Annotated in this window: 22 protein-coding genes and 1 pseudogene; 11 read left to right on the forward strand and 12 right to left on the reverse strand. The window is 64.7% G+C overall.

What is annotated here, in order from left to right; all coding sequences use genetic code 11:
• Positions 1-14 precede the first annotated feature (14 nt).
• Entirely contained in the window at positions 15-983 is a 969-nt protein-coding gene (locus tag BSIN_RS00225) for a metallophosphoesterase family protein (RefSeq protein WP_089339140.1), read from the reverse strand.
• A 174-nt stretch (positions 984-1,157) separates the two neighbouring features.
• Here BSIN_RS00225 and BSIN_RS00230 point away from each other — a divergent pair, with 174 nt between their 5' ends.
• The 9 genes from BSIN_RS00230 to BSIN_RS00275 all read left to right on the forward strand — a co-directional run bounded on the left by BSIN_RS00230 (position 1,158) and on the right by BSIN_RS00275 (position 7,702).
• Complete coding sequence (locus BSIN_RS00230) at positions 1,158-1,820, forward strand: RNA polymerase sigma factor (RefSeq protein ID WP_369828052.1); 663 nt, start codon at positions 1,158-1,160, stop codon at positions 1,818-1,820.
• Positions 1,810-2,679 carry an anti-sigma factor family protein gene (locus BSIN_RS00235; protein ID WP_089339142.1) on the forward strand — a complete coding sequence of 290 codons (870 nt, stop codon included), beginning with the start codon at positions 1,810-1,812 and terminating at the stop codon, positions 2,677-2,679. The genes BSIN_RS00230 and BSIN_RS00235 overlap by 11 nt, the downstream gene beginning before the upstream one ends.
• 232 nt (positions 2,680-2,911) lie before the next feature.
• Entirely contained in the window at positions 2,912-3,286 is a 375-nt protein-coding gene (gene rpsF, locus BSIN_RS00240) for a 30S ribosomal protein S6 (RefSeq protein WP_039221416.1), read from the forward strand.
• A gap of 34 nt (positions 3,287-3,320) precedes the next feature.
• On the forward strand, positions 3,321-3,620 hold the full coding sequence (gene priB, locus BSIN_RS00245; RefSeq protein ID WP_059518201.1) for a primosomal replication protein N: 300 nt from the start codon (positions 3,321-3,323) through the stop codon (positions 3,618-3,620).
• Positions 3,621-3,622: 2 nt separating this feature from the next.
• Entirely contained in the window at positions 3,623-3,898 is a 276-nt protein-coding gene (gene rpsR, locus BSIN_RS00250) for a 30S ribosomal protein S18 (protein WP_004193360.1), read from the forward strand.
• A gap of 27 nt (positions 3,899-3,925) precedes the next feature.
• Positions 3,926-4,378: a 50S ribosomal protein L9 gene (rplI, locus tag BSIN_RS00255; protein ID WP_059518198.1), complete on the forward strand. Its 453-nt coding sequence runs from the start codon at positions 3,926-3,928 to the stop codon at positions 4,376-4,378.
• A 145-nt stretch (positions 4,379-4,523) separates the two neighbouring features.
• Positions 4,524-5,906 carry a replicative DNA helicase gene (locus tag BSIN_RS00265; RefSeq protein WP_059518196.1) on the forward strand — a complete coding sequence of 461 codons (1,383 nt, stop codon included), beginning with the start codon at positions 4,524-4,526 and terminating at the stop codon, positions 5,904-5,906.
• 148 nt (positions 5,907-6,054) lie between these two features.
• Positions 6,055-6,681, forward strand: a complete 627-nt coding sequence (locus BSIN_RS00270) for a DUF47 domain-containing protein (RefSeq protein WP_059518194.1) — start codon at positions 6,055-6,057, stop codon at positions 6,679-6,681.
• 10 nt (positions 6,682-6,691) lie between these two features.
• Positions 6,692-7,702: an inorganic phosphate transporter gene (locus tag BSIN_RS00275; protein ID WP_089339143.1), complete on the forward strand. Its 1,011-nt coding sequence runs from the start codon at positions 6,692-6,694 to the stop codon at positions 7,700-7,702.
• 319 nt (positions 7,703-8,021) lie between these two features.
• Here BSIN_RS00275 and BSIN_RS00285 read toward each other — a convergent pair whose 3' ends face one another.
• A complete protein-coding gene (locus tag BSIN_RS00285; protein WP_089339145.1) occupies positions 8,022-9,266 on the reverse strand; it encodes a C40 family peptidase in 1,245 nt (414 codons plus the stop codon).
• Positions 9,267-9,506: 240 nt separating this feature from the next.
• The gene (locus tag BSIN_RS00290) at positions 9,507-11,312 is read right to left on the reverse strand and encodes a PhoH family protein (RefSeq protein WP_143757253.1); all 1,806 of its coding nucleotides are present in this window, start codon (positions 11,310-11,312) and stop codon (positions 9,507-9,509) included.
• On the opposite strand from BSIN_RS00290, the pseudogene BSIN_RS25940 reads away from it, so the two are divergent.
• Positions 11,241-11,479, forward strand: a pseudogene (locus BSIN_RS25940) (hypothetical protein). The gene BSIN_RS00290 and the pseudogene BSIN_RS25940 sit on opposite strands and share 72 nt — an antisense overlap.
• A gap of 158 nt (positions 11,480-11,637) precedes the next feature.
• Here BSIN_RS25940 and BSIN_RS00300 read toward each other — a convergent pair.
• From BSIN_RS00300 to BSIN_RS00340, 9 genes are all read right to left on the reverse strand, one after another.
• Positions 11,638-12,099: a peroxiredoxin gene (locus BSIN_RS00300; RefSeq protein WP_059518184.1), complete on the reverse strand. Its 462-nt coding sequence runs from the start codon at positions 12,097-12,099 to the stop codon at positions 11,638-11,640.
• A 91-nt stretch (positions 12,100-12,190) separates the two neighbouring features.
• Complete coding sequence (locus tag BSIN_RS00305) at positions 12,191-13,087, reverse strand: polysaccharide deacetylase family protein (RefSeq protein WP_069235214.1); 897 nt, start codon at positions 13,085-13,087, stop codon at positions 12,191-12,193.
• Between the two features lie 10 nt (positions 13,088-13,097).
• A complete protein-coding gene (locus tag BSIN_RS00310) occupies positions 13,098-14,153 on the reverse strand; it encodes a bifunctional UDP-4-keto-pentose/UDP-xylose synthase (RefSeq protein ID WP_059518179.1) in 1,056 nt (351 codons plus the stop codon).
• The gene (locus tag BSIN_RS00315; protein WP_089339146.1) at positions 14,150-15,097 is read right to left on the reverse strand and encodes a formyltransferase; all 948 of its coding nucleotides are present in this window, start codon (positions 15,095-15,097) and stop codon (positions 14,150-14,152) included. The genes BSIN_RS00310 and BSIN_RS00315 overlap by 4 nt, the downstream gene beginning before the upstream one ends.
• Positions 15,094-16,101, reverse strand: coding sequence for a glycosyltransferase (locus BSIN_RS00320; protein WP_059518175.1), 1,008 nt, complete (start codon positions 16,099-16,101; stop codon positions 15,094-15,096). Before BSIN_RS00320 ends, BSIN_RS00315 begins: the two co-directional genes overlap by 4 nt.
• Before the next feature lie 5 nt (positions 16,102-16,106).
• On the reverse strand, positions 16,107-17,258 hold the full coding sequence (locus BSIN_RS00325; RefSeq protein WP_089339147.1) for a DegT/DnrJ/EryC1/StrS family aminotransferase: 1,152 nt from the start codon (positions 17,256-17,258) through the stop codon (positions 16,107-16,109).
• 111 nt (positions 17,259-17,369) lie between these two features.
• Entirely contained in the window at positions 17,370-17,741 is a 372-nt protein-coding gene (locus tag BSIN_RS00330; RefSeq protein WP_059518171.1) for an SMR family transporter, read from the reverse strand.
• A 15-nt stretch (positions 17,742-17,756) separates the two neighbouring features.
• Complete coding sequence (locus BSIN_RS00335) at positions 17,757-19,436, reverse strand: glycosyltransferase family 39 protein (protein WP_089339148.1); 1,680 nt, start codon at positions 19,434-19,436, stop codon at positions 17,757-17,759.
• A 106-nt stretch (positions 19,437-19,542) separates the two neighbouring features.
• Positions 19,543-19,917, reverse strand: coding sequence for an Mth938-like domain-containing protein (locus tag BSIN_RS00340; protein ID WP_059518167.1), 375 nt, complete (start codon positions 19,915-19,917; stop codon positions 19,543-19,545).
• A gap of 287 nt (positions 19,918-20,204) precedes the next feature.
• On the opposite strand from BSIN_RS00340, the gene BSIN_RS00345 reads away from it, so the two are divergent.
• Positions 20,205-21,443 (forward strand): pyridoxal phosphate-dependent aminotransferase, encoded by a 1,239-nt coding sequence (locus tag BSIN_RS00345; RefSeq protein WP_069235215.1) that lies wholly within the window; start codon positions 20,205-20,207, stop codon positions 21,441-21,443.
• Position 21,444 lies beyond the last annotated feature (1 nt).

Raw genomic sequence — 21,444 nt, forward strand, 5'->3', positions numbered from 1 at the left:
CTCGTCGTATTCGTTCAATCTGCCTGGTGTTCGGGCGGCACGTCACGCATGCCGTTGGCATGGCCGGCGCCGTCGGCTTCGATCGGCCACTCGGTCAGCGTGAACGCGCCCGGCGCGTCGTCCGCGCGCACTTCGCGCCAGCCGAGCCCGCGATAGGGCGCGCCCGCGTCCCACGGCACCGGCAGACGCTTGGGTTGCGAGCCCGCGGCGGGCAGCGCAAACATCAGCGAGCGCGCGGCGTGGTGGGCGATATGGCCGGTCATCGCGTGATGAGTCTGATGGATGTGCCCGTAGAACACCGTCACGTTCGCATATGGCATCAGCATCTCGAGCGCCTGGGCGCCGTCGCGCGTGGCCCAGTCCCATTGCGGCGCGAGATCGAACAGCGGCCGGTGGGTGAACACGACGATGCGCGCGTCTTTCGGCAAACGCGCAAGATCGCGGGCGAGCCAGTCGATCTGCGCGTCGCCGACGCGGCCGGCCGGGTCGGACACGTTGTCGAGCACGATGAAGTGCACGCCGTGGCGATCGAACGTGTAATGCGTGTCGCCGAAGATCTCGCGATACGCGTCGCCGGCGTCGAGGCTCGCGTCGTGTTCGCCCGGCATCAGATACAACGGTTTTGCGTCGAGCCGCGCGACGATCGAGCGGAACTCGCGCATCCGTGCACGGCGCTCGGCCGCATCGTCGGTGGTATGCGTGAGGTCGCCCGTGAAGATTACGAAATCGGGCGCGACGGGCAGTGCGTTGACGGCGGCAATCGCCTTGGGCAGCGTGCCTTTCGGATCGGGATTGATCGCCGGGCTCGCAAACCCCCAATGCGCATCGGACAGTTGAACGAAAAAGAAATCGGCATCCTTGCCGAAGCTCCAGCCGGGCAGCGCGGATGCGAACGCCGCGCCGCCCCCTGCGGCGGCCAGGCGCAGAAAGTCGCGGCGGCGTAGCGAGCGGATTGACCGGGGCGGTTTGAGAGGCTGTCGCATGGCGTGCTCGTTCGAGGTGGATGGCGATGCCTGTCCAACCGGCAGAGGCCGGGCTTTATTCCCGGTTTATTTTTCATGTCCGGCCGTGCGGGACGGGAATAAACTCGACGCACCTCCGGTATGAGTTTCGAATGAGGCGGCTGGCGACAAGCGATTCGCCTTGCTGCGCGGATCGTGCGCCGGAAAGGGGGATGCGTGGACGAGGACGGTCGGCAGGTCGGCGGCAACGACGCGGATAGCGCGGCGCGCAGCCTTCGGTTCCAGCAGCTCGCGCTGCCGCATCTGGATGCGGCGTACAACCTTGCCCGCTGGCTGTGCGGCAATTCGCTCGACGCCGACGACATCGTGCAGGAGGCGTTCATGCGCGCATTGCGCTTTTTCGATTCGTTTCGCGGCGACAGCGCCCGCCCGTGGCTGCTCGCGATCGTGCGGCACACATGGTATGACGAATGGCGCCGGCGCGCGTCGGCGCCGGAGGTGGCGGCATACGACGACGAGCGCGACGCGGTGGCGCCCGACGGCTGGGGCGTCGGCATCGACGATCCGCAGACGCTGCTGATCCGCGCGGAGGACGCGAGGCTCGTGCATGCCGCGCTCGAGCGTTTGCCGGCCGCGTATCGCGAGGTGCTGGTGCTGCGCGAGATGGAGGAGCTCAGCTATCGCGACATCGCGGCGATTGCGGGCGTGCCGGTCGGCACCGTGATGTCGAGGCTTGCGCGGGCCCGCGCGAAACTCGCTGGCGCGCTTGCCGGCGTGCGCGCGAATGAGGCGCGATTGGCGGGCTCGTGCGCCTCGGGGGCAGGCGGTGGGGCATCGGAGGCTGTCGATGGACTGTAACGAAACGCGCGCGCTGCTCGGCGCGGATCTCGATCGCGAATTGCCGCTGCTCGATGCGCGGCGCGTCGCGCGTCACCTCGACGGGTGCGCGTTGTGCCGTGGCGAGCGCGATGCGCTGGCGGCGCTCGGCCGCGCGGTGCAGCTTGCCGATTACCATCGCGCGCCGCCGGCGTTGTACGCGAAGATCGTTGCGTCGCTGCCGGGTGCCGATGCACGGGATGCACGGGCGTTGCGATCGCGGCTCGCTGCCGCGGCCGGAGTTGCGTCGCGCGTTTGGCAAGGGCTGCGCGGGCGCGCGCCGGTGAGCAGGGCGGCTCGCGATTTCACGCCGATGGCCGCCTTCGCGCCTGGCGCCGCGTGGCTGGCGGCCGCTGCGCTCGTCGCGGGCGCAGCCGCTGGTGTGGCGTTCACCGCGCACCGCGGCGCGGATGACGCGTTGGTCGCGGAGCTAGTGTCGAGCCACGTTCGCGCGGCGCTGTCCGGGCACGACATCGACGTTGTGTCGACCGATCGGCATACGGTGAAGCCCTGGTTCAACGGCCGCCTCGACTATGCGCCGCCCGTCGTGGATCTCGCGTCGAGCGGCTTCACGCTCGCGGGGGGGCGGCTCGATTATGTCGGCGGTCGGCGGGTGGCGGTGCTGGTCTACCACTACCGGCGGCATGTCGTCGACGCTTATGTATTCCCGATGCAGGGCGGCTCGAGCAGCAGCGCCGATTCGGCCGTCGAGCAGGGTTATGCGCTGGCGCGCTGGTACGCGGGCGGCATGACGTGGTGGGCTGTCACGGATGCCGAGCCGGGCGCGCTTGCCGCGTTCCGCGCGGCCCTGGCGGCGAATCTGCCGCCTACGGGGCAGTAACGGTCGCGCGGGCGCCGGATCGCAGCGCATTAACTGGGGACACAATATAGACGGTTGCCCGGGCGCGGCAAGCGTCGGCCTGCGGCTGCCAAGTCTTTGAAAACATGGCCGAAACCGACGGAAAATCAATGTAAGTCTTGTGCGGCCGCTTCAATCAGGTTACACTTTCCGGCTTCTCACTTGCCACACCGGTTCAGACGCCCGGGTGGCTTCTATCCACAAGGAGTGTGTAATGCGTCATTACGAAATCGTCTTCATCGTGCACCCCGATCAGAGCGAGCAAGTGCCCGCGATGATCGAGCGTTACAAGACCACGATCACGTCGCACGGCGGCCAGATCCACCGTGTCGAAGACTGGGGCCGCCGCCAACTGGCCTACATGATCGAGAAACTCGCTAAGGCTCACTACGTCTGCATGAACATCGAGTGCGACCAGGCGACGCTCGACGAACTCGAACACGCGTTCAAGTTCAACGACGCCGTGCTGCGTCACCTCATCGTCAAGATGAAGAAGGCCGAAACCGGCCCGTCGCCGATGATGAAGGAAGTTCAGCGCGAAGAAGCCAAGAAGGCGGCTGCTGCTCAGCCGACCGAAGCGCAGGCTTAACGTATCTCAAGCCATCAAGGAGCGCGTCGCTTTCGTGAACAGGCTGCAACTGACGGCGAGCGTCGTCGAGCGTGAACCGGTGCGGTACACCCCCGCCGGCGTTCCGATCGCCAGCGCCACGTTGCAGCACAAGACCGAAGTCGTCGAAGCAGGCATCGCCCGGCAGGTCGAATTGACGATCCCGGCCGTGGCGGCAGGCGAGGCGAGCGGCAAGCTGGAAAGCTGCGAGATGGGCGTCGAGACGCTCTTCACCGGCTTTCTCGCGAAAAAGAGCCGCAACGCGAGAACCTTGGTGTTTCACATCACAGCATTGCAGGACATTGGAAAGGACTGAACATGGCCCGCCCCACTGGTAAAAAATTCGACAAGCGTCGTCAGCAGCAAAACCCGCTCTTCAAGCGCAAGAAGTTCTGCCGCTTCACGGCAGCCGGCGTCGAGCAGATCGACTACAAGGACACCGAAACGCTGAAGGACTTCATCGGCGAAAACGGCAAGATCACGCCGGCGCGCCTGACGGGTACGAAGGCCCACTATCAGCGCCAGCTCGATACGGCGATCAAGCGCGCGCGTTTCCTTGCGCTTTTGCCGTACACCGATCAGCACAAGGCGTAATCAGGCGACGCAATAAGGAGAATTCGAATGCAAATCATTCTGTTGGAAAAAGTCGCCAATCTGGGCAACCTCGGCGATATCGTCAAGGTCAAGGACGGTTACGCGCGTAACTTCCTGATTCCGAACCGCAAGGCGCGCCGCGCGACGAAGGACGCGATCGCCGAATTCGAAGTCCGCCGCGCGGAACTCGAAAAGGTCGCTGCCGAAAAGCTGGCGGCCGCGCAAGCGGTTGGCGAGAAGCTGGGCGGTCAGACGTTCGAAATCACGCAGAAGTCGGGCGTCGACGGCCGTCTGTTCGGCTCGGTCACGAACGCTGACGTTGCGGAACTGCTGAAAAAGGCAGGCTACGATGTCGAGAAGGCGCAGGTTCGCATGCCGGAAGGCCCGCTGAAGATGATCGGCGAGCATGGCGTGCAAGTCGCGCTGCACACGGACGTCGTCGTCGACGTCACGATCAACGTGATCGGCGATCACGCGTAACAACGCGTGTCCTCTCCGGGCGGCGCCTGCCGCTCGACATAAAGGGCAGGGGCCTGGGCAACCGGTTCCTGCCTTTTTTCGTTCCACGGGCGCCGGCACGGCCCCGGCTGGCGGAGCTGCGTCTATTTCGCGATAATCCCAACCCATGAACGCGCCTCAAGATCCCCAAATCGAATCGCTGAAAGTCCCGCCGCACTCGATCGAGGCCGAGCAGTCCGTGCTGGGCGGACTGCTGCTCGACAACGGCGCATGGGACCGGATCGCCGATTTCCTGTCGCAGAGCGATTTCTACCGGTACGACCATCGCGTCATCTTCGAACACATCGGCCGCCTGATCGCGACGACTCGCCCGGCCGACGTCGTGACCGTCTACGAGGCGCTGACGACGTCCGGCAAGGCCGAAGAGGTGGGCGGGCTCGCGTACCTGAACGCGCTGGCGCAGAATACGCCGAGCGCGGCGAACATCCGCCGCTATGCGGAAATCGTGCGCGATCGCGCGGTGCTGCGCCGTCTCGTGTCTGTCGCCGACGAAATCTCGGCCGACGCATTCAATCCGCAAGGCCGGGAAGTTCGCCAATTGCTCGACGAGGCCGAGGCGAAGGTGTTCTCGATTGCCGAGGACGGCGCGCGCGGCACGCAAGGCTTCCTCGAGATCGGACCGCTGCTTACGCAGGTGGTCGAGCGGATCGACACTCTTTACCACACCGCGAATCCGAGCGACGTGACCGGCACACCGACGGGCTTCGTCGATCTGGACCGTATGACGTCCGGGATGCACGGCGGCGAGCTGATCATCGTCGCGGGGCGCCCGTCGATGGGTAAGACCGCGTTCTCGATGAATATTGGCGAATACGTCGCCGTCGAATACGGGCTGCCGGTTGCGGTGTTTTCGATGGAAATGCCGGGCACGCAACTCGTGATGCGGATGCTCGGCTCGGTTGGCCGGCTCGACCAGCACCGGATGCGCACCGGCCGCCTGAGCGACGAGGATTGGCCGAAGCTCACGCACGCGGTGCAAAAAATGAGCGAGGCGCAACTGTTCATCGACGAGACGGGCGGCCTGAATCCGATGGAATTGCGCTCGCGGGCGCGCCGGCTCGCGCGTCAATGCGGCAAGCTCGGGCTGATCATCGTCGACTATCTGCAACTGATGACGGGCTCGTCGCAAGGCGAGAATCGCGCGACCGAAATCTCGGAAATTTCGCGATCGCTGAAGAGTCTCGCGAAAGAACTCGATGTGCCGGTGATTGCGCTGTCGCAGTTGAATCGAGGGCTGGAGCAACGGCCGAACAAACGGCCGGTGATGTCGGACTTGCGCGAATCGGGCGCTATCGAGCAGGACGCGGACGTGATCCTGTTCATTTACCGCGACGAGGTTTATAACCCGGACAGCCCCGACAAAGGCACGGCCGAAATCATTATCGGCAAGCAGCGTAACGGGCCGATCGGGCCCGTTCGGCTCACGTTCCTGGGGCAATATACGAAGTTTGACAATTTTGCGGGTGCGCAAAATTTCTACGGCGAGTAGCGCCGGATGTAAACCCCTCGTGAGCAAAACGTTGTATCCCGTTGTCGTCCGGGCGGACTTGTGTGATCGAACGCTTCGCGGGAACCGGTAAAACAGTACAATGTCGCCGGTTTTTGTGACAGCTGTTTGACCATTTTCCAGGAATCCCATGTTCGGTCGATTCATGCCCACCGAGGGCAAGTTCTTTGAAATTTTCAACGCGCACGCGAATTACATCGTCTCCGGCGGACGCGAGCTCGAACTCCTGATCGACAATCTCGCGGACGCCGAGATTCACAAGCAAAACGTGCAGAAGGCCGAGAAAGCGGCCGACAAGCTCACGCACGAAGCGATCGACTTGTTGCACAAGACGTTCATCACGCCGCTCGATCGCGACGAAATCCACAAGCTGATCACGACGATGGATGACATTCTCGATCTGATGGAGGACGTCGCGACGGCCGTGTCGCTTTACGACGTGCAGGCTGTCACGTCGGAGGCCAGCCAGCTTGCGCATATCGTCACGAAGGCCGCGCAGCACGTGCAGGAAGCGGTCGCGATGTTGTCGGACATGAAGCAGTCGAGCCAGATTCTGAAAGCGTGCGAGGAAATCGATCGCTGGGAGTCCGAAGGAGATCGCGTGCTGCGTGCGGCGATGTCGAAACTCTTTCGCGAGGAAGACGATGTCAAGACGCTGATCAAGCTGAAGGCGATCTACGAATTGCTCGAAGAGATCACCGACAAGTGCGAGGATGTCGCGAACATCATCGAAGGCATCGTGCTGGAAAACGCCTGAGCGGATCACGATGCATTCGATACAACTCGCTTTGTGGGCTGTCGCGGCGCTCGTGCTCGTCGCACTCGTGTTCGATTTCATGAATGGCTTTCACGACGCCGCGAACTCGATCGCGACTGTCGTGTCGACCGGGGTGCTCAAGCCTCAGCAGGCCGTCGTATTCGCGGCCACGTTCAACGTCATCGCTTATTTCATCTTCCATCTGAAGGTTGCGCAGACCGTCGGCAAGGGCACGATCGATGCGAGCATCGTCGATCACTACGTCGTGTTCGGCGCGCTCTTCGGCGCGATCGGCTGGAACATCATCACTTGGTACTACGGCATTCCGTCGAGTTCGTCGCATGCGCTGATCGGCGGGCTCGTCGGCGCCGCGGTGTCGAAGTCGGGCTGGGCGTCGCTCAACGTCGATGGATTGATGAAGACGGTCGCGTTCATCTTCATTTCGCCGCTGCTTGGCTTCGTGCTCGGGTCGTTGTTCATGCTCGGCGTCTCATGGCTGTATTTCAGGACCGCGCCAAGCAAGGTCGACCGGCGCTTCAGGCGCTTGCAACTGCTATCGGCAAGCCTGTACAGCCTCGGCCACGGCGGCAACGACGCGCAGAAGACGATCGGCATTATCTGGATGCTCCTGATCGCGTCCGGTTACGCGTCGGCCACGGCCGATGCGCCGCCGGTCTGGGTGATCGGCGCGTGCTACCTGTCGATGGGGCTCGGCACGCTGTTCGGCGGATGGCGGATCGTCCGCACGATGGGGCAAAAGATCACCAAGCTCAAGCCGGTGGGTGGATTTTGCGCGGAGACGGGCGGCGCCGTGACGCTGTTCATCGCGTCGTGGTTGGGAATTCCGGTGTCGACGACGCATACGATTACCGGCGCGATTGTGGGCGTGGGCGCGACGCGCAAGCTGTCGGCGGTGCGCTGGGGCGTCGCGGGCAACATCGTGTGGGCGTGGGTGCTGACTATTCCTGCGTCGGCGCTGATTGCGGCTGTCGGCTGGTGGATTGGGCATCGGGTGTTTTGAGCCCCGATGCGCGGCGTCCGAAGCCGCGATAAAGCGAACGTGGAGCACACGCGATGCGCCGCATGCCACTCTGGCTGCGGCGCATTGTTTTTAGGCCGGCGCGAAGCAAAGCCGCGCATCGTGATGGCGCGGGAGCGGCCCTGCGCCGCGCAAGCCGCCGGCGTGCGGGCGGATTTGATTACGGGCTTGGCGGCGCGGGCGAACGGCCGTTTCGACGCATGTCGTAACTTTGGCGTTGACGATCGCATGCGTTTGGCCGGAACGGCAGTGCGCCGCTAAATGGCTGCGCCCTGGGGAGGCGCCATGCATCCGGCGCTAATCAGTAGCTGCCGTTCGCGAAACGGGCGATCGGATCGTCGTGCGTGCCGGGGGCAGCGGCACCCGACGGCCCGGCCGCTGTCGACGCGCGTAGCACCTGCGCGCTACCCGGCGCGGCAAGCCGCGCCTGGCGGGCGGCGGCGCGCGCAGTGGGCGGGGGCGGCTCGAATGCATCGGCGGCGTCGATCGGATCGGCAGGCGCCGAAGGGCGGACGGCGGTTATCGTGGCGCTGCCTGCGGCCGGCGCATACGCACGCGATGGAGCGTCATCCGGATCGACTGATGCGGCCGCCGCGTCTATCGCCCCTGCCGCCCGGGCTTGCTGCTGCGCAGCGGACATCGCCGACGGCGGCGGCTCGTAAGGGTCGGCGGATGCGGCGGCCGTCGCGGCGCCCGCGAGACGGGCTGGCGGGGCTGCATCGGGCTGATTCGCCACGTAGGCAGGCGCGCCGGTCGCAGCCGGGCGCGCCGGTGCAGCGGCGTTTGCCGCATAAGCCGGTGCGGCGGCGCGCGCGTTGGTTGGCGCGGCCGCATTCGTCGCCGCGAACACAGGCGGCGCTTCATTTGCCGCAGGGCTGCGCGAACGGACCGGCGCGTTCGTGTTTGCCGCATAGGCAGCCGGCGCGGCGGCCGGGCCCGCGCGCTGCGTCACGTCAGGTTGCCGGCCGGCTTGATAAGTGGGCGCATCGAACGGAGCCGGCTTTGCCTTTGCCGATGCGACACGGCGAATTCCGTCGAAGCGCTTCGCCCAATACGGGTTCGTCAGATAATCCAGCCGCACGGTGCCGCCCGTCGACGGCGCATTCACGAACCGGAGCTTGCCGACATAGATGCCGACATGCGAATGAGGCCGGCCGGATGTGTTGAAAAAGATCAGATCGCCGGGCGCGATGCCGTCTGGCTCGATCGAATCGCCGACCGCGCTCATGTCGGCCGTCGTGCGGGGCAGGCTGACGTTCGCGGCGCGGTCGACGACATAACGCACGAGCCCGCTGCAGTCGAAGCCGCTTTCGGGCGTGTTGCCTCCCCACCGGTACGGAACGCCGACGAGGCTCATCGCCTGGATCGAGATTTCCTCGCGGCCGACGCTATGGTCGACGAAATTGGGGAAGCCGCGCGGCGGCGCATACGCACGCGGCGTGGTGATCGACATGCCGGAGGACGACGGGCGCGAAGTTTTCTGCGGCGCGCCCGCGCAGGCGGCAAGCAATGAGACGACGAGGGCGGACAGCGTGAGACGCAGCATCGGAAGCGGGCGAACGCGCGGCGCTCGCCTTTCGCATGACAACGGGATATTGCGATGGTAGTCGGTGTGGCGGGGCTTTCGCAAGAATTCTTGAGAAATTACTTTAAGTTACACGCATAAGCGTGGTATCTGATGGACGATTCGCCCGATCGAAATTCGACCCTCAAATAAAAACGGCGCCCGGCCATGCCGGACGCCGTTGCGCGCATCGGCCGCATCGAGCGGCGCTTTGCGCGGGCGTTACAGAATGTCGGACGCGTAGTCCGCGAGCCGCGAGCGTTCGCCGCGCGCGAGCGTCACGTGGCCGCTGTGCCCCCAACCCTTGAAGCGGTCGACGACATACGTGAGGCCCGAGCTGCCTTCCGTCAGATAAGGCGTATCGATCTGCGCGATGTTGCCGAGGCAGATGATTTTCGTGCCGGGGCCCGCGCGCGTCACGAGGGTTTTCATCTGCTTTGGCGTCAGGTTCTGGGCCTCGTCGATGATCACGTACTTGTCGACGAACGTGCGCCCGCGCATGAAGTTCATGCTCTTGACCTTCAGGCGCGAGCGGATCAGTTCCTGTGTCGCCGCGCGGCCCCATTCGCCTGCGGCGTCGTCGGTTTTCTGCAGCACTTCGAGGTTGTCGTCGAACGCGCCCATCCAAGGCTGCATCTTTTCTTCTTCGGTGCCGGGCAGAAAACCGATGTCCTCGCCGACCGGCACGGTTGCGCGCGTGACGATGATTTCGTTGTAGCGCTTGTCGTCGAGCACTTGCGCGAGGCCCGCGGCGAGCGCGACGAGCGTCTTGCCGGTGCCCGCCTGGCCAAGCAGCGTGACGAAGTCGATCTCGGGATTCATCAGCAGATTCAGCGCGAAGTTCTGCTCACGATTGCGCGCGGTGATGCCCCACACGTTGTTTTTGTGATGGCTGTAGTCGCGCAGCGTTTGCAGCAGCGCCGTCTTGCCGTTCAGTTCGCGCACGATCGCATGGAACGTCGGCTCGCCGTTATGCGGCTCGAGATAGACGAATTCGTTGACGAGCAGCGACGCGACGAGCGGGCCAGTCACGCGGTAATACGTGGTGCCTGTCTTGGTATCCTGCCAACTCTCCATGCCTTTCGCATGCTTGGTCCAGAAATCCTGCGGCAGCTCGCGCACGCCGGAGTAGAGCAGATCCTTGTCTTCGAGGACCTGGTCGTTGAAGTAATCTTCCGCAGGCAGGCCGAGCGCGTGCGCCTTGATCCGCATGTTGATGTCTTTCGACACCAGCACGACCTGACGGTCCGGCCGCTCGCGCTGCAACGCGCGCACGACGCCGAGGATTTGGTTGTCGGCCTTGCCTTGCGGCAGACCGTCGATCGGCTCGATCTGCGTGAGCGTGGTCTGGAAGTACAGACGGCCGAGCGCCTCGCGGCTGCCGAGGCGCGCGAGCGCAATGCCGGCCGAGATCGGGCCGGCATCGGCGACGAGCGCATCGAGCGTGCGGCTCACCTGGCGCGCGTTGCGCGCGACTTCCGACATGCCCTTCTTGTGATTGTCGAGTTCCTCGAGCGTCATCATCGGCAGATAGACGTCGTGCTCCTCGAATCGGAACAGGCTGCTCGGATCGTGCATCAGCACGTTCGTATCGAGCACGAAGAGCTTTTGCACTTCGGTTTCGGTGCGTTTGCGGCTGCGCGCTTTCGTGCCGGTGCCTGTCGCGGCGGCTGCGCCGGCGGCCGGCTTCACCGCGCCGGTCTTCGGCGCGCGCGCGACGGGCTCGATCACGTCGCGCGCGGGCACGGGTTGCAGCAACGCCGCGGTCTGCTTGGTTTTACGTGCGCGCGCCGCGGCGGCGCCGTCGGTCGCGGACGCGCCGGTCGCGACCGCGTGCAACGACGCGGTGGTGTTCGCGGCGGGCGCCATCGGATCGGCTACGCTCGCCGGGCCGTATTCGGCCGCGACGGCATGATCGGAGTCCCCGGTTGCAGATGATTTCGCGGCTTTCGCCGGCTGCGCTTTCGCCTTGTATTCGTCGGGCGGCAGCAGGCTGCCGAGCTTGCTGGGGGGAGTAGGCAAAGGCATGGTGTCCCTCGAGATGAATCGTGTCGCAGGCATGCGCCGCTGTTCGCATCCTGCGCGCTTGATGCGCGTGCAGTTTGCGCGCGGTGGCGCAACATGGGGTTCGAATCGCCGGTTCGCCTAGATTTCGATCGTCTCCTTGGCGTGTCGAGCATCGCACGCGCTGCTAAAACCATGAAAAAAGCCGCTTCCCCCGAACAGGGGCGAGCGGCTCGGCTTCAACCGTCGCGCTGCGCGTCAGATGCACGCACGCATCGTGTCGACTACAGGCGCAGCAGCGAGAAAAATGGGGCGGACAGGCATTCATTGCGGCCCAATATAGCGCGGCTCAAAGCGCTTGTACAGCACCCAGCACCTCGTCGACGTGGCCCGGCACCTTGACGCCGCGCCACGCGTGGCGTAGCACCTGGTTGCCGTCGATGATGAACGTCGAACGCTCGATACCGCGTACTTCCTTGCCATACATTTTCTTCAGTTTCATGACGCCGAACAGCGTGCACAGCGTTTCGTCGGGGTCCGAGATCAGCGGGAACGGCAGTTCGAGTTTCGTCTTGAAATTTTCATGCGAGCGCAAGCTGTCGCGCGACACGCCGGCGATTTCCGCGCCGGCCTTCTTGAATTTCGGATAAAGATCGCGGAATTGCAGACCTTCGGTCGTGCAGCCCGGCGTATTGTCTTTCGGGTAGAAATACAGCACGAGCGTTTTGCCCTTGAGGCCCGACAGCGAGAATTCGCCGCCGGTGGCGGGCGCGGTGAAATCGGGAACGGGGCGGTCGACTTCGACGGACACGTGTTTCTCCTGTTGTTATAAACGAATGCGGGAGACGAAACGCGCTGTTGCATGAAAAAGCGCGGAACGGGCGTTGGCGATCAGCTTTTGTTCAGTCGGGCTGAACGATCAGCTCGCCGGAGCGGCCCGGAACTTCGCCCCACGCAACAGGGTATGATGGCAGCGCCGCGCGGTCCAGCGTCGCGTGATAATCGCCCATCGTCGCAAACGTATGGCCTTGCGCACGCCAGCCGGCAAGCAGCTGCTCGAACACCGGCGCGAGCTTCTGGCCTTCGAGCTCCGCATGCAGCGTGAACACCTGGTCATGCGGATTGCGTTCGGTGTGCCGAAGAATATGCGCGGCGACATTGGACGAATCGATGCCGCCGGTGCCGAGCACTTCGTCGAGTGTCGGCAGCGTGGTCGGCATCTGCACGTGCGCGAGAGTCTTGCCGCCCACCACCGGCAGATACGGCGAATGGCCGCGGCCGTCGGATGCGTAACGCATTCCCCATGCGTCGATCTGCTCGAACGCGGCGTCGTTCATCTGCCAGCCGGCCGCACCGTGCGTGACGGGCGGCGCGCCGAAGATCTCGACGAAGCGCTCATGGCTCTTGCGCATTTCGCGCACGGTCCAGTCGCGCTCGCGCCGCCGCACGTTGTCCTGCCAGTACACGTGATCCCATGTATGAATCCCGCATTCGAAGCCGGCTTCGTGGATCGCGCGCATGTCGGCCATGGCGCGGCGGCCGATGTCGGGGCCGGGCAGCAGCACGCCGTACAGCAATTGCTTGATGCCGTAATGTTCGACGACCGACGTGCGCGATACCTTCTTCAGAAAGCCCGGCCGCAGCGCGCGGCGCATCGCCCAGCCGGTGTGATCCGGGCCGAGGCTGAACAGGAACGTCGCGCGCGCGGCGTGACGATCGAAGATGCGCGCGAGATTCGGCACGCCTTCGCGCGTGCCGCGCAGCGTGTCGACGTCGATCTTGAGGACGATGCGAGCCAAGCGACGGCCTTCAGCCTTGCTGCTCGACGAGCGCGCGCGCGTCGGCGACGTGGCCGCGGTACGCTTCGAAGATCTGGCGCAGCGCGTCGTCGAACGTGAACTGCGGCGCCCAGCCAAGCTCCTGCATCGTGTTGTCGATCTTCGGCACGCGGTTTTGCACGTCCTGGTAGCCGTTGCCGTAGTACGCGCCCGACGTGGTTTCGACGAGCTGCACGCGCTTGGCCGATTCCGCGTATTCGGGAAATTCGGCCGCGAGTTCGAGCATCTTGTTCGCGAGTTCGCGTACCGAGAAATTATTCTTCGGATTGCCGATGTTGTAGATCTTGCCCGTCGCGACGCCGTTCGGATTCTCGATGATCTTCATCAGCGCGCTGATGCCGTCGTCGACATACGTGAACGCGCGCTTTTGCGAGCCGCCGTCGACGAGGCTGATGTTCTCGCCGCGCACGATATGGCCGAGAAACTGCGTGACGACGCGCGAGCTGCCTTCCTTGGGCGTGTAGATCGAATCGAGGCCGGGCCCGATCCAGTTGAACGGACGGAACAGCGTGAAGTTCAGGCCTTCCATCCCGTAGCCCCAGATCACGCGGTCCATCAGTTGCTTCGAGCACGCATAGATCCAGCGCGGCTTGTTGATCGGCCCGTAGGTGAGGGCGGACGCGTCCGGATCGAACTGCTCGTCCGCGCACATCCCATACACCTCGGACGTCGACGGAAACACCAGATGCTTGCCGTACTTGACGGCCGAGCGCACGATCGGCAGGTTCGCCTCGAAGTCGAGTTCGAACACGCGCAGCGGCTGCTGGACGTAGGTGGCGGGCGTCGCGATCGCGACGAGCGGCAGGATCACGTCGCACTTTTTCACGTGATACTCGACCCACTCCTTGTTGATCGTGATGTCGCCTTCGAAGAAATGCATCCGCTCGTGCTTGACGAGATCGCCGAGCCGGTCGGTCTGCATGTCCATGCCGAACACTTCCCAATCGGTGGTTTCAAGAATGCGCTTGGACAGGTGATGGCCGATGAAGCCGTTCACACCCAGGATCAGGACTTTTTTAGCTTTCATGAATGACGGGAAGAATGAATGAACTGCGCGAATTGAGCCGGGGACACGATGGTTTCGCCGCCGTCGTGCTGCCGGCGCAGCTCGAGAATGGAGACGGCGCGGCTGTCGCCGCAAACGCCGAACAGCGCATTATCGCTTACGTGCAGGCCCGGCGGCAAATCGGCGGCGGCGCGCGCGGCTGCCGAGCCGGGGCGCGCGAGGCGCGCGCGCGCGATCACGAAGCGCGCGCCGTCGATATCGGCGAATGCGCCCGGATACGGCGGCGCGACCGCGCGGATCAGGTTGTAGACGCGCGCGGCCGGCTGCGACCAGTCGATGCGGCCGTCCTCGGGCCGGCGTGCGCCGTAATAGCTGCCCTGCGACAGATCGTTCGGCAGATGCGGCGCGTCGCCCGCGATCAGCGCGGGCAGCACGCGCCAAAGCGTCTGCTCCGCGGCGACGGTGACCTTGTCGAATACTTGCGCGGCCGTGTCGTCGGGCAGGATCGGCACCGCGGTCTGGCCGACGATCGCGCCCGCATCGGGCTTCGCGGCCATTTCGTGCAGCGTCGCGCCGGTTTCGGTCTCGCCGTTGAGCACCGCCCAGTTGGTCGGCACGCGGCCGCGGTATTTCGGCAGCAGCGAGCCGTGCATGTTGTACGCGCCGCGCGGCGCGAGCGCGAGCAGCTCGACGGGCAGCATGTGCCGGTAGTAGAACGAGAAGATGAAGTCCGGCCGCGCGGCGGCGACGGCCGCGCGCAATTCGGCGCTTGCCGGATCGGCGGGCGTCGCGACCGGAATGCCGTGCTCGGCCGCCACCGACGCGACGCTGCCGAACCAGATGTTCTCGCTCGGGCTGTCCTCGTGCGTGACGACGAGCGCGACGTCGACGCCGCGCGCGATCAGCACCTGCAGGCAGCGCACGCCGACGTTGTGGTAAGCGAAGACGACCGCGCGCGGCTTCATCGGACGGCCTCGCGGCGCTCGACGGGCAGCGTGACGCTGGGCTTGCCGTCGCGCGCTTCGAGCACGGTATGGATCAGGTAGCGCGGCCGCGCACGGACCTGTTGATAGATTCGGCCGATATATTCGCCAAGCAGGCCGAGCGCGAAGATGATCACGCCGAGCAGGAAGAACGTGATCGCGAACAGCGTGAACACGCCTTGCACTTCGGCGCCGACGATGAAGCGCCGGATCACCAGCAGCGCGAACAGGCCGGCCGAGCCGAGCGACAGGATCACGCCGATGAACGACAGCCACTGCAGCGGCACGACCGAGAAGCCGGTGACGAGATCGAAATTCAGGCGAATCAGGCTGTACAGCGAATATTTCGATTCGCCCGCGAAACGCTCCTCGTGCGCGACTTCGATCTCGGTCGGATTCTGCGCGAACGTGTACGCGAGCGCAGGGATGAACGTGTTGACCTCGCCGCAGCGGTTGATCGTGTCGATGATCCGGCGGCTGTATGCGCGCAGCATGCAGCCCTGGTCGGTCATCTTGATCCGCGTGATCCGCTCGCGCAGCCGGTTCATCGCCGACGACGCCTTGCGCCGCCACAGGCTGTCCTGACGCTGCTTGCGGATCGAGCCGACGTAGTCGTAGCCCTCGTGCATCTTGTCGATCAGCTTGCCGATCTCTTCGGGCGGATTTTGCAGATCGGCATCGAGCGTGATGACGATCTCGCCGTGCGACTGCTCGAAGCCCGCGAGGATCGCCATGTGCTGGCCGTAGTTGCCGTTGAGCAGCACCACGCGCGTCGTGTCCGGGCGCACGCGGAACTGGTCGGCAAGCATCGCGGCGGAGCGGTCGCGGCTGCCGTCATTGACGAGGATCACTTCATACGACCGGCCGAGCGCGTCGAGCGCCGGATAGAGCCGTGCGAAGAGCGCGCCGAGCCCGGCTTCCTCGTTGTACACGGGGATGACGACCGAAACTTCGGGGTTCGTCGCGCGCGTTTCTGCGTGATTCATTCCGCTTATTTTCCGTGTTGTTCGCAAATCTGGTTGACGGCGTCGACGACGCGCAGCACGTCCTCGTCACGCATCTGCGTGAACAGCGGCAGCGTGACGGTCGATGCGCCGAAGCGCTCGGCGTGGGGGAACATGCCCTCCTTGAAGCCGCGTGCGCGGTACAGCGTGAAAAGATGGATCGCCGGATAGTGAACGCCCGAGCCGATTCCGCGCTCCTTCAACTGCGCCATGAATTCGCCGCGCGAGATCGCGAGCTTGTCGAGCGGCAGCGTGATCTGAAACATATGCCAGTTGCTGTGCTCGAACTCCGCGACGGGCAGCCCGACGCCGAGCGCCGCGGCCGCGCCGTGCGCGAACGCGTCGAAATACCGGCGGGCGAGCGCGCGGCGCCGGTCGTTGAAGCGTTCGAGATGCGGCAGCTGGCCGAGGCCGACGCGCGCGGCGACGTCGGTCAGATTGTACTTGCCGCCGAGCACGTCGCAGTCCATGCCGTCCAGGCCGGTGCGCGTGATGCCTTGCAGCCGGTATTTTTGCGCGAGCGCCGCTTCGGCCTCGTCGTTGAGCACGAGCGCGCCGCCTTCGATCGTCGTCAGGTTCTTGTTCGGATGAAAGCTGAACGACACGAGATCGCCGAACGCGCCAATCCGGCGGCCCTTCCACGTCGAGCCGAGCGCCTGCGCGGCATCTTCGACGACGCGCAGCCCGTGCGCGCGCGCGATCGCATACAGGCGGTCCATGTCGACGGGCAGGCCCGCCAGATAGACCGGGATGATCGTCTTCGTGCGCGGCGTGATCGCTTTCTCGACGAGATCGAGATCGAGATTACGCGTGACGGGATCGATATCGACGAACACGGGCGTGGCGCCCGTTTCCAGGATCACGTTGCTCGTCGCGACCCACGACGCGGGCGACGTGATCACCTCGTCGCCCGCGCCGACGCCCGCGATCCTCAGGCCGATCTCGAGGGTGCAGGTGCCGGAATTGAACACGCGCACCGGGCGCCCGCCCAGATAGTCGGACAGCGCGGCCTCGAATTGCTGGCAATGCGGGCCGGTCGTGATCCAGCCCGAGCGCAGCACGTCGGCCACGCCTTGGATGGTGTCTTCGTCGATCTCGGGTTTGACGAACGGCAGGAAAGGAACGGAAGTCTGGTTCATGGAAGCTTCGCTCGTGGTCGGATGAAAGGATCGGACAAGGTCCGGCAGGCGCCATTGAACACGGATTGCCCGAATCGTTGCGTCACTTTTTGTCGCATTCGGGGCGCCGGTCTAGCTGCGGGCAAGCACGAACACGCCGATCAGAATGATGCCGATGCCGATCAGGCGCTGGACCGACAGCACCTCGCCGAACAGATACCACGCGGCGAACGCGTTGACGACGTAGCCGAGCGAGAGCATCGGGTATGCCACCGACACGTCGACCCGCGACAGCCCGACGATCCACACGACGACGGACAGTACATAGCAGCCAAGCCCGCCGATGATCGGCAATTGGGTCGCGATTTTCAGGCCGACGGGCACAATGTTCGCACGGGTGAATTCGAAGTGTCCAACGGCGCGCACGCCGGCCTTGAGCAGCAGCTGCGCGCACGCGTTCAGCATCACGCCGGTGACGATGCAGACGAGCGAGACGGGATTCATCGCTTCGCGTCCTCCTCAGGATTGCGGTTTTTCGACGACGACGCGCCGGTTGTCCCGGGCGATCACGCGCATCGGCAGGCCCGCCTGTTCGAGCTGCGCGTAGCGGCTCGGCGACATCAGCGCGAGCGCGTAGCGCTCGGCGCGCCAGCGGTTTTCCCACGCGTCGACGGTCGGGATCCATTTGTCGGGCTCGACCGAGATGCCAAACGCGAGTTCGTCTTGCCGCGCGACCATGATCGTCGTGTGGCGCATGTAGAACGGCAGCGTGTGATCGAGCATCTCGACCGAGTAGAACGGCGTGTCGGGCGGCAGCTTGGCGAGCTGCGCGCGGATCGCGGGCGCGAGCAGCGCGCCCGAGCTGTAGCGGCCGAACGCATCGTGGCCGGTGCCGCCGATCGTGCCGAGCAGGAGCCAGCCGGCGGCGAACGCGGCCGCCGCCGCGATGCCGGTCTGGCTGCGCCGATTGAGCCACAGCGCGACAAGCGTCAGCGCGAACGCGACGGCGAGCGCCGCATACACCCAGTGCTGGAAGTCGACATATTGCGCGTTCGGCGTGCGCGCGTCGCCGAAGCGCGACAGGAACGTCGCGCCGATCGCGGCGGCCGCGATGAACGCCAGATAGCCGAGCAGGTGGCGGCGGAACTGGTCGCGCGATACGAGCGGCAGGTACGCGCCAATCGCGAGCGCGAGCGCGGGTGCGACGGGCAGCAAGTACGAAATCAGCTTCGAGTGCGACATGCTGAAGAACACGAAGATGAACCCGCTCCAGACGATCAGCACGAGCATCGGCGCGAAACCGTTGGGCTGGCGCGGAATCCGCAGCGCGTGGCGGATGCTTTGGACGCAGACGGACAGCCACGGCAGAAAGCCGACGAGCAACACCGGCACGAAGTAGTAGAGCGGGCCGGGGCGGTTTTGCTCCGGCGTCAGATAGCGGCGGAACTGCTGGACGATGAAGAAGAAATTGAAGAACTCGGGGTTGCGCTGCTGGACGAGCACGAACCACGGCGTCACGATCGCGAAGAAGATCACGAGCCCGCTCACGATATAGAGCCGTCTCCAGAGCGCCCAGTCGCGCGCGATGACGGTATAGAGGGCGAGCACGGCGCCGGGCAGGATCAGGCCGACGAGCCCCTTCGACAGCACGGCGAGCGCCATCGACGCCCAGCACAGCCACATCCAGCCGCGCTCGGCCCGCTTCGGAATGCCGGGTCGCTGAGCGAGAAGGAGCGAGCACAGCGTGAGCGCCATCCACAGCGACAATCCCATGTCGAGCGTGTTGAAGTGGCCCATCAGGTTCCAGTACGGCGCGCTTGCGAGCACGAGCGCGGCGAACAGGCCCGCGCGCGGGTTGAATACGCGCGCGCCGGTAAAGCCGACCAGCAGTACGCCGGCAAAGCTCGCGAGCGCCGTGTAGAGGCGCGCCTGCCATTCCCCCAGGCCGAACCATGCGAACGTCAGCGCGTTCATCCAGGTTTGCAGCGGCGGCTTCTCGAAGTATTTGTAGCCGTTGTAGCGCGGCGTGATCCAGTCGCCCGTCGCGAACATCTCGCGGGCCATTTCGGCGTAGCGGCCCTCGTCGCTCGGCACGAGATGGCGCAGGCCGAGCGGCGCGAACCAGATCACGGCGAGCGCCGCGACGAGCAGAAGCAGGGCGGCACGGTTGAGCGGTAGCCTCGACGGCGTATCGTTCATAGTCTTGTCGTAAAGGGTAGGGTGGAGGGCGGCGCGCCCGCGGGACGCGGCATGCGCCGCCGCGCAGTTATAGCTGAGCGCGGCTTAACGATCGCTTAACGATTGCTCAACGCTCGATCAGCAGCGCCGCGGCAACCTTGCGGCCTTCCGCCATCAGGATGTTGTATGTCCGGCACGCGGCCTGGAAATCCATCGTCTCGACGCCGATACGCTGCGCGGTGAGCTGTGCGGTCAGGCGCGGATGCGGAAAGCGCAGCTTCGCGCCGCTGCCGAAGATCACCACTTCGGGCTGCGGCTCGAGCAGCAGCGCGAAATGCTCGGGCGCGAGCGCGTCGAACGAGCCGACGGGCCAGGCGGCCACGGGCGCGCCCGGCAGCACGATCACGCTATGCGTGTGGCGTTCGAGATTGATGTCGACGTAATCGGGGCCATAGCCGGTGACGGTGTTGAGCGTATTGCTCGAATCCTGGTGCAGTTTCAAATCGGTTTTCCGCGATCTGGCGCGGTTTCGAAAAGGGTCGCAAAAAAGGGCAACAACAACGGCCCAGTTCGTGCCGCCTGGTTGATGCATTGCGAAAGTCAGCCAAAATCCGCTAAATTATAACTTTTTAGCCGCTCCCGGGCGGCGTTTGTGTCTCGCGACGTCCCGGTCACAAGCCGCGCCGCGCCCGGCGCACGTGCGAAGCCACTTTCGGCCTACCGGCCGCCCTCCCGTTTCGATCCCCGTCCTCTTCGAGTCCGCCGCATTATCCAAGGAACGTGCCCGTCGTGAAACCGATTCAAAAATCGAACAAATTGCTCAACGTCTGCTACGACATCCGGGGCCCCGTCCTCGAGCATGCGAAGCGTCTCGAAGACGAGGGCCATCGGATCATCAAGCTGAACATCGGCAATCTGGCCCCGTTCGGCTTCGAAGCGCCGGACGAGATCATCCAGGACATGATCCGCAACCTGCCGGCGTCGTCCGGCTACTCGGATTCGAAGGGCGTGTTCGCCGCGCGCAAATCGATCATGCATTACACGCAGCAAAAGGGCGTGAAGGGCGTCGGGCTGGACGATATCTACATCGGCAACGGCGCGTCGGAATTGATCGTGATGGCGACCCAGGCGTTGCTGAACGACGGCGACGAAGTGCTGCTGCCCGCGCCCGATTACCCGCTGTGGACGGCCGCCGTCAGTCTGTCCGGCGGCACGCCCGTGCACTACGTGTGCGACGAGACGAACGGCTGGCTGCCCGATTGCGACGACATCCGCCGCAAGATCACGCCGAACACCAAGGCGCTCGTCGTCATCAATCCGAATAACCCGACGGGCGCGCTTTATCCGGACGCGCTGCTGCTCGAGCTGATCGCGATCGCGCGTGAGCACGGCCTCGTGATCTTCGCCGACGAGGTGTACGACAAGATCGTCTATGACGGCAAGACGCATACCGCGCTCGCGTCGCTGGCCGAGGACGTCATCACGGTCACGTTCAACAGCCTGTCGAAGAGTTACCGGTCGTGCGGCTACCGGGCCGGCTGGATGTCGGTGGCGGGTCTGACGGCCGAGAACCGCCGGCGCGCGAACGATTATCTCGAGGGGCTCGGCATTCTGTCGTCGATGCGCCTGTGCGCGAACGTGCCCGGCCAATACGCGATCCAGACCGCGCTCGGCGGCTACCAGAGCATCAACGAGCTGATCGTGCCGAGCGGGCGCCTGTACAAGCAGCGCGAGCTGGCATATGAGATGCTGACGTCGATCCCGGGCGTATCGTGCGTGAAGCCGGATGCGGCGCTGTATATGTTTCCGCGGCTCGATCCGAAACTTTATCCGATCGACAACGATCAGCAGTTCATTCTCGAGCTGTTGCTCAAGGAGCGCGTGCTGCTCGTGCAGGGCACGGGTTTCAACTGGCCTGCGCCGGATCACTTCCGCGTCGTCTTTTTGCCGAACGTCGACGATCTGACCGATTCGATCGAGCGGATCGCGCGCTTTCTCGACGGTTATCGAAAACGCCATTCGGCCTGAG

The organism is Burkholderia singularis, from assembly GCF_900176645.1.
GTDB classification, from domain to species: Bacteria; Pseudomonadota; Gammaproteobacteria; order Burkholderiales; family Burkholderiaceae; genus Burkholderia; species Burkholderia singularis.